Here is a 15,648-nt window from a genome sequence, read left to right as displayed (position 1 = left end):
GTTCACCACTTAACGCGGCGTTATGTGATTGGAGCAACATGGAAAAATTAGCGCATGAAATATGGATATTTGATGGTGAACCCGTTCAGTTCTTAGGGTTGCCTTTTTCCACTCGAATGACGGTTGTTAGACTTTCTAGTGGAGATTTATGGGTTCATAGTCCAATCAAATTATCTGAGTCAATTGCAGAGCAAATTGACAGTTTAGGTTCTGTTAAATATTTAATTGCCCCCAATCATCTACACCACTTGTTCTTATCTGAATGGATTGCGGCCTTTCCAAACGCTGAAGTCTATGGGACAAACGAGGTGATAAAAAAGCGTAGCGATATTTCTTTTCATACATCTCTTAATAACCCGCAAAGTTATGCTTGGGAGCCTGACATTGAACAAGAATTGTTTTCTGGTTCTCCGCTAATGGAAGAATGTGTTTTACCATAGCAGTTCAAGTACGTTAATTGTTACTGACCTGGTTGAGAACTTTTCAGGTAAAGACTTTAACTACTGGCAACGGGTTGTGGCCAAAGGTGTTGGTATACTTGCCCCTAATGGGCAAATGCCTTTGGATTGGCGTTTAAGCTTCATGTTTGGTAAAGCGGACGCGCGGAAACACCTCAATAGGTTGTTGTCTTGGAACCCGCAAATATTGGTCATGGCTCACGGTGAAATCGTCACTGAAAATGCAGACAAATTCTTACAAAAGTCTTTCAAATGGTTAGTATGAGAAACCTTTGAGAAAATTACATAACAAAGCATTTAAGAGGGATTCTCAACGCTTGCCGGTCTTGGTTCAAAGTTCAGCTTCAATGTTTATGGCACAATGGTTTAGGTCGGGTGGTTTGCGTTGTTCACCCCTTAATGCGGCGTTAAATTGCAGGAGGAAGTATGGCATTTCAAAAAATGATGACCGACCGTATAAAAGTGATCAAAACAAATGGTGAAGAGCATTCGGACTTGAAAGCCAGTGTTCAAGATAAGGGCATTTACTTAATGCAGTCAAATGTGCTAATTGAACCAAATGATCTTATTCAAAGGATCATGTCTAACGGTGGCGAGGAAACGTTCAAGGTTATCGATCCTGGTTTCCACGAAAAGTTTCACAGTATACCTGCGCACTATCAAATGAAAGTTCAGAAATTAGGTATTCCAGAAGCTAAAAAAGCGGTACAAAGCATCACTTATAACTTCAACGGCGACAACGCTCGAGTAAACAACAACTCTGTAGATAACTCAACAAATATCGTTAATCGTAACTCGGAAGTTACAGAACATATTGAGTTACTTCGCAGCGAAATCGAAAGGCTAGTAAAAGATGCATCTGAAAAGCAAGAGGCACTTGAGGTTGTTGATGCAGTAGAAGCTCAATTCCAATCTGAAAAGCCTAGTAAAGCTGTAGTTAAGACGCTATTGGGAGCTTTGCCTCATGCGGGAAGTATCGCATCTGTTGCTTCTTTCTTACTTTCGGCTTTGGGTGGCTAGCAATTTAACAATCTGTTTAAGAGGGATTCGCAACGCGTGGCATTTTTATTATGCGTTGATTTTCGTGATTAAGGTGGTTTGCGGCAGCTTCGGTATTGCGTTGCTCACCCCTTAACAGGGCGTTATGGCGCATGGTGGAATTTGAGCTCTCTATATAACTGAAAAATGGATATTACGAATGTAAAAGGACTTATAATGAAAAATATTGCATTTATTCAACAGCATTTAGTCGAAAAAGGCGTCCCCAAAGATTTGACTAAACTAAATGCTAACCTTTGGTCAAAGCTCATTTTCTCAGAGACTAAACCTCTAGTTTTTCAATCTCCAGTTCAAGTTTTCTTTAAGCAAGGGATAGTTTTCGGATTAATATGGGGCTTATTTATGTGGCTGTTTCTTTGGCGTGTAGAGCCAGGTAATTGGCTCATTCAATTAGTTTCTACAATATGCTTCGGATGCATTATGGGTGGCGTATTATCATATCGTATCACTAAAGCGCATAAAAAATTGGGTAACACGAGTTGGGAAAATTGGTGTAGTGCCAACTATAAGTCTGCGCCATAACAAAGCATTTAAGAGTGATTCGCAACGCTTGGCAGTTTCGCTTCGCTCAAGTATAGCCTAGCGCTGCTCACACCTTAATGCGGCGTTATGCCACTATTACCCTCGCATTCCACCATAGGTACCAACTTTACTTTTGTTCTGAAATTTATTCACGAGAGCCTGTACTAGCTCATATTTAAACTTCACTCCGCTATGCTTTCCGCGGTAGAAGTCATCAATTGCATACTCTGTGTTTAGAGTTCTATATACGTTAGATGACGACTCTAGCTTTTCGATATAGTTATTGTTCAAAAGGTAAGAGTTTAGTTGTCTTACGGTATCAAACTCTTTTACTCCCTTTTTAAACAGTTCCTCTAATAAATCTTTTGCCGCAAGTCCATTTGAATTGAAGTAGATCTTATTAATACTGTCGATATCAATATTATTTATCGGTGCATCATTTTTAGCAGAAAAGACTCTAACTTTCTTATTATTTTTAAAAGCTCTAATTATATTTGAGTAAGATCCTTTGCTTTTCTCATCCCAAACTACATAGCTAATGCTTGAGTCAAGAGTCATCTTTTCATCTTTAAATGTTTGGCGCTGTCTGCCCCCGCGAATGCCATCTGGAACTTTGACATGTTTTACATCAAAGGCCGCTTCATGGTTTCGTGGTACTTCGCTAATCGTATATACAGTGACATCGGTCAAGCCGATTTTAGCGCAGTAGGCTTGTAAAAGAGAGTCGAATCCATTTGCGTCACCGACCAAAATTCGATATTTCCCTTCGCTTTTTATCGCATCAAGGCTTTGCTTGATTCGCTCAGGCAAAGTCTTGATACTGATCGACCCAGAAAAGAAAACGCTATCCATTATCTATGTACTCTTGTTTTAGTCAAAGTTACAACATATACGTTGTCTACATTGCCTTGATTGTACATTGTTTTGGTCAACTCATTAAGAGTAGAGCCTGAACGGAATAAGTCATCAATAATCAGAACCTTATCTGATGCGTAACGCGAGTCTACTTGAAATGCACCATTCAATATTTGCTGTCTTTCAGTTGCATCTTCAATGGATTTCAACTCAGCGGTGTCTTTTACTTTCTCGACATAATTTTGGTCATACTTGATTCCTAAAGTTTCAGCAACTGCTTGCGCAATTGCATAAACAGGTTGCAAGTCTCGTTGTTTTGAGGCAGGGGCTGGAACAATGACTTCGATATAGGGAGTTACCAGGCGAGTTCTTAAAAAGGCAACAAGCTCATCAACAAGATACTCGATGTTTTCTTCTTCCCCTGAGTACTTTAGGCGATTAAGTGCCTTACCAACATCAGAATATGTATTTTCAAATGAGCCATCATCAAGCCTGACACTACTTGTTGTGTGCAAATCTAATGCCCAACCTGCTTTCCAGTTTCCTTCAATGTTATAGCTCATGATTCATACCTTTTGAAATAGTGTTTTACTAAGTTACAAATGGTACAGTGTTCTAGTTTTTGTGTGTTGATGCATATCAATGACTATAAAAATAGTGGCATAACAAGCTGTTTAAGAGTGATTCGCAACGCGTGGCATTTTCACTATGCGTTGGTTTTAGTGTTTAAGGTGGTATGCGGCGGCATCGGTATTGCGTTGCTCACACCTTAACAGGGCGTTAGGGCACGGGGCGGAAATGGACAGAATCGTAGAATTAATCAAACAAGATCCAGTTAGAGTCAGAGCCTTAGAGTACGTCTCTAAATTGGGTTTGCCTCAATGCTATATTGCAGCAGGTTTCGTTCGTAATCTTGTTTGGGATGCACTGCATGGTTTTGATGTAGCGACACCATTGAATGATGCGGATGTTATTTACTTTGCTCCTGACGAGAACGACCCTAAAGCATATTTACAGTATGAATCTCAGCTCAAGCAGCTAATGCCAGAAATTAACTGGCAAGTTCGTAACCAAGCACTCATGCATACTCGAAATGGCGATTTACCTTACACAAGCTCCCTTGATGCTATGAGTTATTGGCCAGAACAAGAGACAGCTGTTGCCATTCGACAAGTTGCACCTGGTAGCTATGAATGTATTTCAGCTTTTGGCTACGAATCCTTATTTGGTTACTGTGTCACACATAATCCTAAAAGGTCACGAGAAACGTTTGAAAATCGTGTAAATTCAAAGGGCTGGTTAGTAAGGTGGCGGTCTTTGAGAACTGTGCCCTAACAAAGCATTTAAGAGTGATTCGCAACGCTTGGCAGTTTCGCTTCGCTCAAGTATAGCCAAGCGCCGCTCACACCTTAATGCGGCGTTATATGCCCAGGGTGGCGTGATGATTTTAGGAGTATATTTTTGAAAACATTGATCAATTCGTTGCAAGAAAATACTGTCAGTAGACTTAAAAATCCGTTGGTAGGAGCTTACGTGTTTTCATGGACAATATGGAATATTGCAGATGTAATGCTGTTTATTCTCAGCAGTAATGCTGAGAAGATAACGATGATCAATGAATCTACCTTTGAATTAGCTAATGACTTGCTATTTCCATTAGGTATATCTCTTGTTTATCTGCTAGTGGTGCCTATCTTAAATATGCTTTACGAGCGTATAGTGGATGGAGTAATTAATAAGTATCGTAACGCATTTAAGCAAAAAACTTTGCAAGAACATTATTATACCGTTAAAAGAACAACTATCGCCAAGCTGGATTCAGACGAAGAAGAAAACCGAAAACTGCGCGATAGACAGCTAGATACATGGGCTGACGAAAAGCAGCGAATGTCAGAAACTATCATCCAGTTTAGATCTGAGCATGCTGAAAAGATGGCTAAGATTGATAGCGAAATATCCAGTTATCGAGAAGAAATTCAGCGGCTAACATCTGAAGTATACGACCTCGGAACTAGAGAAGAGTCAATTAGACAAGAATTAACTCATATTGTACGTGACGTAGGTTTGGGGATCGAAAAACTCACATACCTAAAAAATCTGCCTGAGAGTGCATTATCTCTAACCAAGGATATCAGTGATACAACCAAGCGTGCTCATAAGGTTTTGAATCTGCCTTTGTTAATGCCGAATTCTCCTAATTCGTACAATGAACCTCCGATGGACTTCGACGATGACATTCCATTCTAGCGGGCATATAACAAAGCGTTTAAGAGTGATTCTCAACGCTTGGCATTTTTAGTTTGAATCAACTTTAGTGTCTACGGCACAATGGTTTAGGTTAGGTGGTAGCGTTGTTCACACCTTAACGCGGCGTTAGTTGCCAACGAGAAAAACGCAACTAAAGCAGAATGTTTAGGGTTAATGTTCGTGTGTTTTTGGCTCGGTTTTCGTATTTCAATTTCTAGTTATTTGGGTTTGTAAAATCGTGCGTTGGTTTCTTTTGTGGTTGTATTCTCTATTTCAGAAACCGATTTATATGTTGAAAGTTAGCTCTGTAACATTGTTTGTCCAAATGCGCTTTTTGGTGTTGTTAGCCCGTTTTCTACGGCGTTTCATGTTCCAAGTGGTTTCAGTGACAGGCGCTTGGAAACTGCGCCTGATTTGAGTTTTCGAAAACACGCAAAGACAGTGTTGGCAAAGCGGTAATTAACTTCAAATCAAAACGTTAGGTTTGGCAACTAACAAAGCATTCAAGAGGGATTCACAACGCTTGGCAGTTTTGGTTTGAATTGGCTTTAGTGTTTACGGCACAATGGTTTAGTTTGGGTGGAATGCGTTGTTCACCCCTTAATGCGGCGTTAAATGGAGGAGCTAATGAGCAGTATTCTAGAAAAGTGTCATACGTTCAAGTTTAGTGAATCATATGGTTTTGCAGATAAAGTCAGAAAAGCGATTTTTGAACGCGACTATGCAATTGATCCGTTAGAAGTAGCAGAAGATGTAGAGTTACAGGTGACTAAGCCACAAAAAAGAACTCTACTGCATGATTACATTGAGTATGTTGTGGTTGACCATCTCAATTTCTACTTTAGAGGTGGCGGCTGGGAATTTGAGGATGTTCTACCAGTACTTTCAATGCTTGAATCACATCAAATCGAATACCAAGAGTTAGACCACTACATTAAAGAGCTACTGCGAGACGATGACAGTGGAAAAACAGTCGAAATTACTGAAGAGCACATTGATGAGTATAAGTACCAATATGCGTGGGACTATATTGAACCTTTGGTACAGGCAAAGTTTGTCCCTGTATTAGTTACTGAAGTATTTTCGCTACTCTTCGCTGATCGCGAAGCTATGAAAGTTTTCAATATAAATGTTGCAGAGTCTATGGGCGAGCGAAGTAAGAGAAATACTTACTGGCCTAAATGGCTTGAGAGAGCATTGTTTTGTCGGGAAAAGGGGCTTTGTGCGCTTTGTAAAACGGACTTATCTTCTGTTTATCATACACATGGCAAGGTTGCTATAGATCATATCGTTCCAATTGCTAAAAATGGCGTAAATGATCCGACAAACCTCCAAATTCTTTGCCAATCATGCAATAGCAAAAAAAGTGGGACAGTCATTCAGACATCTAATGCAATGCCAGTTTTTTGGGAGATGTAATCCTCCATTTAACAAACTGTTTAAGAGTGATTCGCAACGCGTGGCATTTTTACTATGCGTTAGGTTTAGTGGTTAAGGTGGTATGCGGTGGCTTCGGTATTGCGTTGCTCACACCTTAACAGGGCGTTATGTGCCATCATCAGAATTAGTTTATGAATCAAGAAGAAATAAAACTGGCTGAAAAGTTGCTGGATAAAGGTAACTACAAAGATCTTACGAAATTTTTAGCTCCATTCGTTAAGTCTAAAGATCCAGATGCGATTAACTTAATTTCGTGTTTTAGCTCGCCTAACGAGTCCGAATCTGATTTTCTCAAACGGCACATTAGTCAAAAAGTAGAAGCATCCAGATTAGGTAGTGCAGATGCTTCGTATCGAATGGGGGTAAATTATTTGTATGGTGATGATGTAGAGCGCGACTTAAGCAAATCCTCTTACTACTTTGAGCGAGCAATAAATCAGGGTCACTCATATTCAAAGTTTACTTACGGGTTTAGCCTATATCATGGTACAGGTGGTAAAACTCGAGATGTAAGTCGAGGCTTGCGTCTAATGCAAGAGGCAGCTGAAGATGGTATTGAGTTAGCAGTGAAAGAGTTAGAAACCATTAAGCTAAAAGACACATAACAAAGCGTTTAAGGCAGATTCGCAACGCGTGGCATTTTTAGTTCAAATTGGCTTTTGTGTTTACGGTGCAATGGTTTAGGTTAGGTTGCGGCGTTGCTCACTACTTAACGCGGCGTTAGTTTGCAAGAGGAAAATCGCAGCTATATCGCAAGATCTAGTGGTAAAAGCTCAAAGTTGAAATTGTCGTATCGGCGTTCAATTTCAGTGTTAATTAACGTGGTAAAAATCCAAAATTGGCATCGTTTCAACGGTTGGTTTGTTCTTTGGTGCGGCGACTTTTGGGTTAATTGAGTCGTACTGTTTTGCTGAAACTCTGCTCTGTGAGTTTATTGGTACAAAAGCAGATTTACTCGCTGCGAGGACGTTTTCTCTGGTGTGGTAAGTTCACGTGGTTTCAGTGGGTTTGTTGAAAGTCCGCATTGTGAGATTGTCTTTCCAAAAGCAGTTTCTGGTGTTGTGCGTTCGCTTTCTGCGGCGTTGTTTGTTCCAAGTGGTTTCATTGACTAGCCGCTTTGAGACTACGCCTGACTTAATTGCATCAAAGTACATATTGCTTGTTGTTTGCAAAGTTTAAAATAACTTAAAATCAACCCTTTGGGTCTGCAAACTAACAAACTGCTCAAGAGGGATTCACAACGCGTGGCATTTTTACTATGCGTTGATTTTAGTGATTAAGGTGGTATGCAGCGGCTTTGGTATTGCGTTGTTCACCCCTTAGCAGGGCGTTAGCACTGGGGCGGCATCAAAGGCTAAAAGTTTCTGTTTTTATTGGTTTCTTTTCCTCGCTTTACACCTGTTCAAATGTGCCTTTCAGGTTCGCTCCGGTGGCACTAGATGTGAAGTTTTCGCTTTGAGTTTATCGTTTACGGTTTCTATCTTTCGGGCTATTTCTCTGGCGTGGTTTCTTTGATTCGGTTGGCTTCTTTCTTAAAATTTGGTTCTTTGTCATGGTTGTTCAAGTCCGATGATCGAATCCTTTGCTAATTTGAAAGCGGTGAAAAAGGGTAATTAAGCATGTTTTTCTTCTAACCAACTTACGTCTTGAGTTTAATTTTCAGTTCGGCAGTTGTCTGGTTGGTTTCAGTGTTTTAAGCCATAAGTTTCGTGCTATATTTCAGTAAGTTGGCGCATGCCAAAAGCTTAAAGGGCAGCGTGCTAACAAACAGTTCAAGTGGGATTCAGCACGCGTGGCATTTTTATTATGCGGTGATCTTGGTGTTGAAGTGCTATGCGGAGGCTTGGTCATTGCGTGCTTCACCCCTTAACTGGGCGTTATGTTTAAGAGGATAAAATGAGTTACGTAGAAGGCAAAGATAAAAATCAGATCCTAGGCGAGATGGTAGGCACGGCTCAAACTGGTAGCCAGGTGCATGAGCAGCAAAAGGCGGCAATTGTCGTTAGATGTACTGAAGACTTACAGGATTCAATTGATGAACTTAGTGATGAAATTTCACAGCTAAAAGGTGCTTTTGAAGAGTCTTCAAAAAGTTCTAGCAAAGTTGCTCTTGCAATGAACTGGCTAACTGGAGCATTGGTTATTGTAGGCTTGGCGCAGGTTGTTATTGCAATTTATAAATAAGCAATCTATTGACTATCTTGGGTTTTGCTTATACTATCTTTTTTCCACTCTATAAGAGTGATTAGGTTAACGGCTTTCGGCGGAGGTTCAAATCCTCCAGCGCTTGTTTTGTTCCTTGTTGTCCTGTTTGTGTTGATGGTTTTTGCTTACTTTAAGAATCGTATGTTAACAACAATGGACTCAGACCAATATTCTGAGAAGGAGGATAACAAAATGGGAAAAGTTAAATGTATGTTTGCTTCTGTACTTGATGTTTGTCAGGCAACGGGAACAAGTTTAGTGTCCTTTGGTGGGCCGTTAGCCTAAGCGCTTTTACCTCAATAATCCTTCCTTAATAAATTAAACATAACAATCTGTTTAAGAGTGATTCGCAACGCTTGGCATTTTTGCTATGCGTTGCGTTTAGTGTTTAAGGTGGTATGCGGAATCATCGGTATAGCGTTGCTCACACCTTAACAGGGCGTTATGTGCTTATGAGGAAAATTGACATGGAAGTGGTAGAGGCCAACCCTGATTTGGCGCCAATATTAGCGAGTTATGCGAAAGAATGCCTAGAATCGGGTATTCCAAAATATTCGGGTGTGGAGCAAGATCCTACAGCTTATTTGTCAGGTTTGGTCGAACGCTCAAAGGCAATCTCCGAGTTACCAAAGGGATATTTACCTAGCACAACTTACTACTGTGTATCGAACTCCGAAATTTTAGGTGCAATCCGAGTTCGCAAAGGTACTAACGCCAACGTAGAAAATGTCATTGGTCATATTGGCTACGAAACTAGACCGTCAGCTCGTGGTAAGGGTGTAGCCTCATTTCTGCTTGCTTGGGTGCGAGACCATGTTGTCACTGATTCAGTAATTGTTACTTGCTCAATTGACAATCCCGCATCTCAAAAGGTCATCGAAAACTGTGGTGGTGAATACCTCGGTAACTACACAGATGAGAGTGAGGGTACGGTAAGGCGCTACCGTTTAGCACGCACATAACAAAGCATTCAAGAGTGATTCGCAACGCTTGGCAGTTTCGCTTCGCTCAAGTATAGCCAAGCGAAGCTCACACCTTAATGCGGCGTTATACCGCAATCAATCATCTAACCTTTTCATAGCTTTACGGTAAACATCGCTACGTTCGCGTTTCCCGACAGCTAAGACGGTTACAATAATGACATCGTCTTCAACTTTGTAGACGAGACGGTAGCCCGATTGACGCAGCTTAATTTTATACATGTTGTCAGCTCCAGAAAGCTTTGAAGCCGGGACATGGGGGTTATCTAAGCGCTCGATTAGCTTTTTCTTAAATTGTTGTTGCAGAGTAGAGCCAAGCTTTTTCCACTCTTTGAGTGCGCTCTTTTTAAAGTCGAGTTTATAGGTCATCAATATTTACCGAAATGCTCTCTTCAGACTCACGCTCTTTAGCGATAGCTAGTAGTTCAAGATCTTCGAGTCTGTCCATCATCATTTCGTACGCTTCGGCAGGTACACAATAAAATGCTGGCTCATTTCGGTTTAGTACAGCAACAGGTTCGCCGTAAGCACTAGTTGCAACTTTCATAGGGTTAGCTTTCAACTCAGTAATGCTTGCAGCAACATCGGCTAAAATTCTAGTGGTCATATATTAGGTCTCTTAAGTGGTCTTTATGTTGGTCATTTTAGCCTCAACCAAGCGGTATAACAAGGCGTTTAAGACGGATTCCCAACGCTCGGCATTTTCGGTTTGCTTCATATTTGGTGTTTACGGCACAATACTTTAAATGTAGTGGTATGCGTTGCTCACCACTTAACGCGGCGTTAGTACGGGATTGGCATCAAAGCTAAACAGTTTTGGTGTTTATCGGTTTCGTTTCCTAGCTTTACACCTGAATGAGCGTGCCTTTCACGTTCTTTCCGGTGGCACTATATGCGGAGTTTCCGCTTTGGTTTCACCGCTTACGGTTTCTAACTTTTCGGCTATTTCGTTGGTGTGGTTTCTCTTGTGTTGTTGATTTTTTTAGCCTTCAATTCTGTACTTTGGTGTGGTTGTCAAAGTTCGGTGACTGAATCCTTTGCTAATTTGAAACTGGTCAAAATAGGTTAGTTTGGCGTGTTTTTCTTCTCGCCAACTTGCGTTTTGAGGTTGAGCTCTAGTTTCGCAGTTGTCCCTTTAGCTTCAGCGTTTTCAGCCAACAGTTTCGTGCTATATTTCAATATCTTGGTGCAAGTCAAAAGGTTCAAGAACAGCGTACTAACAAACAATTTAAGAGTGATTCGGCACGCGTGGCATTTTTACTATGCGTTGATTTTAGTGGTTAAGGTGGTATGCGGAAGCATCGTATTGCGTGCCTCACACCTTAATTGGACGTTATGTTCTTTTCCTCTTGATTGCAGTGAAACTGCCCCCATATAAGTGGCTATATCCATCTAAATATTGGGGTTTATAATGTGGGATAAACGCTTCAAACCAGCCATTGATAGTGGCTTTAAACGCAATGAATTTTCTCGAGATCGCGCAAGGATTATTCATTCGGCTTCATTTCGTCGTTTGCAGGGAAAGACGCAAGTTCTCGGGTTAGGGGAAAGCGACTTTTACCGCACCCGCCTAACTCACTCATTAGAAGTAGCTCAACTTGGTAGCGGTATTGCTGAGTTTCTAAAAACTAAATACCCAGAAAATGAAAATCCAGAAATCTTTGAGCTAATCCCAGAGCAAAACTTAATTGAGTCTATTGGTTTAGCACATGATATCGGTCATCCACCTTTTGGTCATGGTGGTGAAGTTGCACTGAATTACTCTATGCGCAATGACGCTGGTTTTGAAGGGAATGCTCAAACGCTTCGTATTTGTACGAAGCTCGGTGAATATTCTGAAGAAGAAGGGCTAAACCTAACCAGACGTACATTACTAGGTCTAATCAAGTATCCTGCATACCACAATGATGTCGTTAACAGGGAGCTTTATACTGAAAATGGTGGCATCAATTTAGATGGCTTTAAGCCGCCTAAATGTATTTATGACTGCGACAAAGACCAAGTGGATTGGATCTTGCAGCCTTTCACAAATGATCGTGCCAAATTTATGTCATCAGAGCCTAAAGTAGGCAAGCATGCTAAACCTAAATATAAGTCGTTCGATTCGAGTATCATGGAATTAGCTGATGACATCGCCTATGGTGTCCATGATTTGGAAGATGCGATAGCACTTCGGTTGGTTGATCAATCAATGTGGCGTAGAGAGGTTGTTGATAAACTTACCGACCCACTAAATACCTACCCATTGGCCAGCAAGATCGAAGAACTTACCCAATTATTGTTTTCTGGCGAAAACAAGACAAGGAAGCGCGCGGTTGGACAATTGGTAAACTATTTCATTAACAAGACAGAAGTAGTGGTGTTAGGCAAATTCACACATAAATTGTTTGATTATCAAGGTGAACTGGATAAAAAGGCTCGTGAAGAACTCGATATTTTCCAAGAGTTTGTTGTAAATAACGTAATTTTCACTCCTGAAGTACAAACACTTGAGTACAAAGGGCAACAAATGATAGTTCAGTTGTTTGAAGTAATTTCAAATAACCCTAAGCGATTGCTGCCTAAGAAATATTACGAAATGTATAAAGCTCAGAACGACAACCTAAGAGTTATTAGTGATTATATTGCTGGTACAACTGATGACTACGCAACTCGGTTGTATCACAAGATTTTTACGCCTTCTTCTGGTTCTATCTTTGATCGCCTCTAAACGAACATAACAATCTGTTTAAGAGTGATTCGCAACGCTTGGCATTTTTGCTATGCGTTGCGTTTTGTGTTTAAGGTGGTATACGGGAGCATCTGTATTGCGTTGCTCACACCTTAACAGGGCGTTAGGTTAATAATGTAGTTTAAAGGAATTAGATAATGTTTTTTTACTCAGATGAGTTTTTTCGGGCTAACTTTTCAACGGTTACTCCTCCAAAGGAGTTATACCATTACACTTCAATAGAAACACTTGCGTTGATACTGAAATATTGCAGCGTTAGGTTTAATCGTGCAGACAATGTGAATGATCCAATAGAAGCTGAGTCTTCTACTCTTGGTTCGTTCAAAAAAGGAACTTTTATCTCCTGCTGGACAACAAAAATAGAAGACACGATCCCAATGTGGAACTTGTATAGCAATAATATGAAAGGTGTACGAATTAAGTTACCAGCAAATATGTTTTTGGGGAGGGATAGAATATACTATTGGGGTGATGGTGGCTTTGCTGTTAACAGCGGGCAAAATATAAAAATGACTAGGAATAAGCCTGGTGTTAATGCAGCGGTCGGTATTATTGAGGGGCCTAACCCTATATTTTATACAGATGAACGTGATATTTTATACTCAAATTTACATTACCCGATAAATGGAACTGAACATAAAAATTATCAAACTTTTGGTGTTGCTCTGGCAAAGCCTAAAATTTGGGAGTATGAAGATGAGTGGCGTTTTAAAATACTAGCATGTAATCAGCAATTTATTGACCTACCGTTAGATTTTATTCGGGAAAAATATAACTTTGAAAAGCAACCATGTATTGAAGAGTATATAGATGTGAAGTTAGACTCGACAGTGTTTGATGAAATGGAAATTCTATTAGGCCCTAGAAGTACAGATTCAGAAATTACGATTGTGGAAAGCTTGTTGGAAAAATATGCACCTAAAGCTAGACTTACTATCTCCTCAATTAAGGTGGCAAATTAACCTAACAAAGCGTTTAAGACAGATTCTCAACGCTTGGCATTTTTAGTGCTATTGTTGGGTTTCGTGTTTAAGGTGGTAAGGTTAAGTTCAGTGGTAGCGTTGCTCACTACTTAACGCGGCGTTAGCACCCAGAGGAGAAAAATAATCATGGAAGAAATTAGGCTTGTTCCTATAGGAAAAGTTGAATCAACCAGAAGTGAGATGATTGACGATAATTGGGATAAAGAAAACGCCTCTATAGTTATTGATGCTGCGTTCGGGGCGGAAGCTCTTATCGGACTTTCTGATTTTTCTCATGTTGAAGTGACTTTTTATTTCAACAAAGTTGATAAGTCAAAGATCACAACGGGTGCAAGGCATCCAAGAAATAACACTGATTGGCCGAAAGTTGGTATTTTTGCCCAAAGAGGTAAAAACCGACCGAACCGTTTAGGTTCTACAATTTGTGAAGTTATTGCTGTTTGTGGGAATGTGCTACAAGTTAGAGGATTGGATGCAATAGACGGTACGCCAGTGGTAGACATTAAGCCAGTAATGGGTGAATTCTTACCAAGAACAATCGTCGAGCAGCCCGAGTGGTCAAAAGAAATTATGTCAAATTACTGGTAGTCAGAGTGCTAACAAACTGTTTAAGAGTGATTCGCAACGCACGGCATTTTTACTATGCGTTACTTTTAGTGTTTAAGGTGGCATGCAGCAGCTTTTGTATTGCGTTGCTCACACCTTAACAGGGCGTTATGTGCTTATGAGGAAAATTGACATGGAAGTGGTAGAGGCCAACCCTGATTTGGCCCCAATATTAGCGAGTTATGCGAAAGAATGCCTAGAATCGGGTATTCCAAAATATTCGGGTGTGGAGCAAGATCCGACAGCTTATTTGTCAGGTTTGATCGAACGTTCAAAAGCAATCTCCGAGTTACCAAAGGGATATTTACCTAGCACAACTTACTTCTGTGTATCGAACTCCGAAATTTTAGGTGCAATCCGAGTTCGCAAAGGTACTAATGCCAACGTAGAAAATGTCATTGGTCATGTTGGCTATGAAACTAGACCGTCAGCTCGTGGTAAGGGTGTAGCCTCATTTCTGCTTGCTTGGGTGCGAGACCATGTTGTCACTGATTCAGTTATTGTTACTTGCTCAATTGACAATCCCGCATCTCAAAAGGTCATCGAAAACTGTGGTGGTGAATACCTCGGTAACTACATAGATGAGAGTGAGGGTACGGTAAGGCGCTACCGTTTAGCACGCACATAACAAAGCATTCAAGAGTGATTCGCAACGCTTGGCAGTTTCGCTTCGCTCAAGTATAGCCAAGCGCCGCTCACACCTTAATGCGGCGTTAGCCCTCTTCTCCAATTTAAATTTATAAGGTATCAAGGTAAAGAATAAATATGAAAATTAGATCTTTTCCGGTTAAAAGCTTCAGTGACTATGTAGTAGCAATTAAAGAAATAAACTCATTAGTCACATGTCACGCTTCAGAAATTTGGTATAGAGGTGTTTCTGATGAAAGCTATGAGCTGTATTCTGGCGTGCAATGGAGGGGGATTCAAGAGCGTAAACATGAAGGTATGGTTGATGAATTTCTAACCAGTTGCGTTTTATATGATAATACTATTAAAACACTCAGCGCATTTGAGCAATATGCGTTAATGCAACATTATGGGCTCCCAACGAGATTGTTAGACTGGACTATTTCTCCACTTGTTGCCTTATATTTCGCGTTGGAAAAAGATGAAGTTAATGAAAAAAGAGTTGTTTGGTGTATGAATCACACGGAGCTTAATCAAATAACTACGGGTGAATGTCAAACCATCTATACGCATAATGTAACTGATGATGAGAAATTTGAACTTGATGGTTATTTACCTGCCTCACTATCAAGTAATAGCATAGAATTGAAAGACAAAGCTATTGCAATTAAGATTCAATTTACAAATAAGCGAATTTCATCTCAGCAAGGTACTTTTACACTTCATGGAAGTGAGAAGGTAAAAATTGAAGATTACTTTGTTAGTGGAAAAAACGCGGAAGTGTTCAAAATCGAGATTGATGGTAAGAAAGTACGAGAGGAACTGAAAGATACATTAATGCAACTAGGTATTACAGAGGATAGTATATACCAAGACCTAAATTCGTTATCAAAACGTCTTATGAGAGAGTTCTTCTAAATGGTAGGGAGCCTCAA

17 protein-coding genes and 1 pseudogene are annotated in these 15,648 nt (G+C 40.3%); 14 read left to right on the top strand and 4 right to left on the bottom strand.

Annotated features, from left to right (window positions below; all coding sequences use genetic code 11):
* Window positions 1–38: 38 nt before the first annotated feature.
* The 3 genes and pseudogenes from J8Z23_RS09580 to J8Z23_RS09570 all read left to right on the top strand — a co-directional run bounded on the left by J8Z23_RS09580 (window position 39) and on the right by J8Z23_RS09570 (window position 2,039).
* Window positions 39–723: pseudogene (locus J8Z23_RS09580) on the top strand (DUF4336 domain-containing protein).
* Window positions 724–884: 161 nt separating this feature from the next.
* Window positions 885–1,478 carry a hypothetical protein gene (locus J8Z23_RS09575; RefSeq protein WP_276440135.1) on the top strand — a complete coding sequence of 198 codons (594 nt, stop codon included), beginning with the start codon at window positions 885–887 and terminating at the stop codon, window positions 1,476–1,478.
* 195 nt (window positions 1,479–1,673) lie between these two features.
* Entirely contained in the window at window positions 1,674–2,039 is a 366-nt protein-coding gene (locus J8Z23_RS09570) for a DUF6404 family protein (protein WP_182020489.1), read from the top strand.
* A gap of 96 nt (window positions 2,040–2,135) precedes the next feature.
* Here J8Z23_RS09570 and J8Z23_RS09565 read toward each other — a convergent pair whose 3' ends face one another.
* A complete protein-coding gene (locus tag J8Z23_RS09565; protein WP_080536249.1) occupies window positions 2,136–2,891 on the bottom strand; it encodes a hypothetical protein in 756 nt (251 codons plus the stop codon).
* Window positions 2,891–3,457, bottom strand: a complete 567-nt coding sequence (locus J8Z23_RS09560; protein WP_046268193.1) for a ComF family protein — start codon at window positions 3,455–3,457, stop codon at window positions 2,891–2,893. Before J8Z23_RS09560 ends, J8Z23_RS09565 begins: the two co-directional genes overlap by 1 nt.
* 235 nt (window positions 3,458–3,692) lie before the next feature.
* On the opposite strand from J8Z23_RS09560, the gene J8Z23_RS09555 reads away from it, so the two are divergent.
* From J8Z23_RS09555 to J8Z23_RS09530, 6 genes are all read left to right on the top strand, one after another.
* On the top strand, window positions 3,693–4,229 hold the full coding sequence (locus tag J8Z23_RS09555; RefSeq protein WP_301612600.1) for a nucleotidyltransferase family protein: 537 nt from the start codon (window positions 3,693–3,695) through the stop codon (window positions 4,227–4,229).
* 126 nt (window positions 4,230–4,355) lie between these two features.
* Window positions 4,356–5,141, top strand: coding sequence for a hypothetical protein (locus J8Z23_RS09550; RefSeq protein WP_123768128.1), 786 nt, complete (start codon window positions 4,356–4,358; stop codon window positions 5,139–5,141).
* 627 nt (window positions 5,142–5,768) lie between these two features.
* Window positions 5,769–6,560, top strand: coding sequence for an HNH endonuclease (locus J8Z23_RS09545; protein WP_434633193.1), 792 nt, complete (start codon window positions 5,769–5,771; stop codon window positions 6,558–6,560).
* 152 nt (window positions 6,561–6,712) lie between these two features.
* A complete protein-coding gene (locus J8Z23_RS09540; RefSeq protein ID WP_434633156.1) occupies window positions 6,713–7,186 on the top strand; it encodes a tetratricopeptide repeat protein in 474 nt (157 codons plus the stop codon).
* Between the two features lie 1,291 nt (window positions 7,187–8,477).
* Window positions 8,478–8,765 (top strand): hypothetical protein, encoded by a 288-nt coding sequence (locus J8Z23_RS09535; RefSeq protein ID WP_434633190.1) that lies wholly within the window; start codon window positions 8,478–8,480, stop codon window positions 8,763–8,765.
* A gap of 488 nt (window positions 8,766–9,253) precedes the next feature.
* Complete coding sequence (locus J8Z23_RS09530; protein WP_025637911.1) at window positions 9,254–9,748, top strand: GNAT family N-acetyltransferase; 495 nt, start codon at window positions 9,254–9,256, stop codon at window positions 9,746–9,748.
* Window positions 9,749–9,844: 96 nt separating this feature from the next.
* Here the strand turns inward: J8Z23_RS09530 and J8Z23_RS09525 are convergent, their stop codons facing one another.
* Together J8Z23_RS09525 and J8Z23_RS09520 are read right to left on the bottom strand one after the other, a co-directional pair.
* The gene (locus J8Z23_RS09525) at window positions 9,845–10,135 is read right to left on the bottom strand and encodes a type II toxin-antitoxin system RelE family toxin (protein ID WP_005377002.1); all 291 of its coding nucleotides are present in this window, start codon (window positions 10,133–10,135) and stop codon (window positions 9,845–9,847) included.
* Window positions 10,125–10,373: a type II toxin-antitoxin system Phd/YefM family antitoxin gene (locus J8Z23_RS09520; protein ID WP_005377003.1), complete on the bottom strand. Its 249-nt coding sequence runs from the start codon at window positions 10,371–10,373 to the stop codon at window positions 10,125–10,127. Before J8Z23_RS09520 ends, J8Z23_RS09525 begins: the two co-directional genes overlap by 11 nt.
* An 804-nt stretch (window positions 10,374–11,177) precedes the next feature.
* Here J8Z23_RS09520 and J8Z23_RS09515 point away from each other — a divergent pair.
* The 5 genes from J8Z23_RS09515 (at window position 11,178) to J8Z23_RS09495 (ending at window position 15,631) form a co-directional block, all read left to right on the top strand.
* A complete protein-coding gene (locus tag J8Z23_RS09515) occupies window positions 11,178–12,476 on the top strand; it encodes an anti-phage deoxyguanosine triphosphatase (protein WP_434633175.1) in 1,299 nt (432 codons plus the stop codon).
* A gap of 158 nt (window positions 12,477–12,634) precedes the next feature.
* Window positions 12,635–13,459, top strand: coding sequence for a DUF2971 domain-containing protein (locus J8Z23_RS09510; RefSeq protein WP_434633173.1), 825 nt, complete (start codon window positions 12,635–12,637; stop codon window positions 13,457–13,459).
* Between the two features lie 147 nt (window positions 13,460–13,606).
* The gene (locus J8Z23_RS09505) at window positions 13,607–14,068 is read left to right on the top strand and encodes an SAM-dependent methyltransferase (RefSeq protein ID WP_434633171.1); all 462 of its coding nucleotides are present in this window, start codon (window positions 13,607–13,609) and stop codon (window positions 14,066–14,068) included.
* Window positions 14,069–14,219: 151 nt separating this feature from the next.
* Window positions 14,220–14,714 carry a GNAT family N-acetyltransferase gene (locus J8Z23_RS09500; RefSeq protein WP_434633169.1) on the top strand — a complete coding sequence of 165 codons (495 nt, stop codon included), beginning with the start codon at window positions 14,220–14,222 and terminating at the stop codon, window positions 14,712–14,714.
* A gap of 137 nt (window positions 14,715–14,851) precedes the next feature.
* Window positions 14,852–15,631: an FRG domain-containing protein gene (locus J8Z23_RS09495; protein ID WP_434633167.1), complete on the top strand. Its 780-nt coding sequence runs from the start codon at window positions 14,852–14,854 to the stop codon at window positions 15,629–15,631.
* The last annotated feature ends 17 nt before the right edge of the window (window positions 15,632–15,648 follow it).

This window comes from Vibrio sp. SCSIO 43086 (genome assembly GCF_051132235.1).
GTDB lineage: Bacteria > Pseudomonadota > Gammaproteobacteria > Enterobacterales > Vibrionaceae > Vibrio > Vibrio diabolicus.
This window is presented reverse-complemented; position numbering and strand designations above follow the sequence as displayed.

Bases quoted from the DNA above. Each gene is read 5' to 3' on its own strand.
- J8Z23_RS09575 (WP_276440135.1), top strand. From the start codon at position 885: ATGGCATTTCAAAAAATGATGACCGACCGTATAAAAGTGATCAAAACA.
- J8Z23_RS09570 (WP_182020489.1), top strand. From the start codon at position 1,674: ATGAAAAATATTGCATTTATTCAACAGCATTTAGTCGAAAAAGGCGTC.
- J8Z23_RS09565 (WP_080536249.1), bottom strand. From the start codon at position 2,891: ATGGATAGCGTTTTCTTTTCTGGGTCGATCAGTATCAAGACTTTGCCT.
- J8Z23_RS09560 (WP_046268193.1), bottom strand. From the start codon at position 3,457: ATGAGCTATAACATTGAAGGAAACTGGAAAGCAGGTTGGGCATTAGAT.
- J8Z23_RS09555 (WP_301612600.1), top strand. From the start codon at position 3,693: ATGGACAGAATCGTAGAATTAATCAAACAAGATCCAGTTAGAGTCAGA.
- J8Z23_RS09545 (WP_434633193.1), top strand. From the start codon at position 5,769: ATGAGCAGTATTCTAGAAAAGTGTCATACGTTCAAGTTTAGTGAATCA.
- J8Z23_RS09540 (WP_434633156.1), top strand. From the start codon at position 6,713: ATGAATCAAGAAGAAATAAAACTGGCTGAAAAGTTGCTGGATAAAGGT.
- J8Z23_RS09535 (WP_434633190.1), top strand. From the start codon at position 8,478: ATGAGTTACGTAGAAGGCAAAGATAAAAATCAGATCCTAGGCGAGATG.
- J8Z23_RS09530 (WP_025637911.1), top strand. From the start codon at position 9,254: ATGGAAGTGGTAGAGGCCAACCCTGATTTGGCGCCAATATTAGCGAGT.
- J8Z23_RS09525 (WP_005377002.1), bottom strand. From the start codon at position 10,135: ATGACCTATAAACTCGACTTTAAAAAGAGCGCACTCAAAGAGTGGAAA.
- J8Z23_RS09520 (WP_005377003.1), bottom strand. From the start codon at position 10,373: ATGACCACTAGAATTTTAGCCGATGTTGCTGCAAGCATTACTGAGTTG.
- J8Z23_RS09515 (WP_434633175.1), top strand. From the start codon at position 11,178: ATGTGGGATAAACGCTTCAAACCAGCCATTGATAGTGGCTTTAAACGC.
- J8Z23_RS09510 (WP_434633173.1), top strand. From the start codon at position 12,635: ATGTTTTTTTACTCAGATGAGTTTTTTCGGGCTAACTTTTCAACGGTT.
- J8Z23_RS09505 (WP_434633171.1), top strand. From the start codon at position 13,607: ATGGAAGAAATTAGGCTTGTTCCTATAGGAAAAGTTGAATCAACCAGA.
- J8Z23_RS09500 (WP_434633169.1), top strand. From the start codon at position 14,220: ATGGAAGTGGTAGAGGCCAACCCTGATTTGGCCCCAATATTAGCGAGT.
- J8Z23_RS09495 (WP_434633167.1), top strand. From the start codon at position 14,852: ATGAAAATTAGATCTTTTCCGGTTAAAAGCTTCAGTGACTATGTAGTA.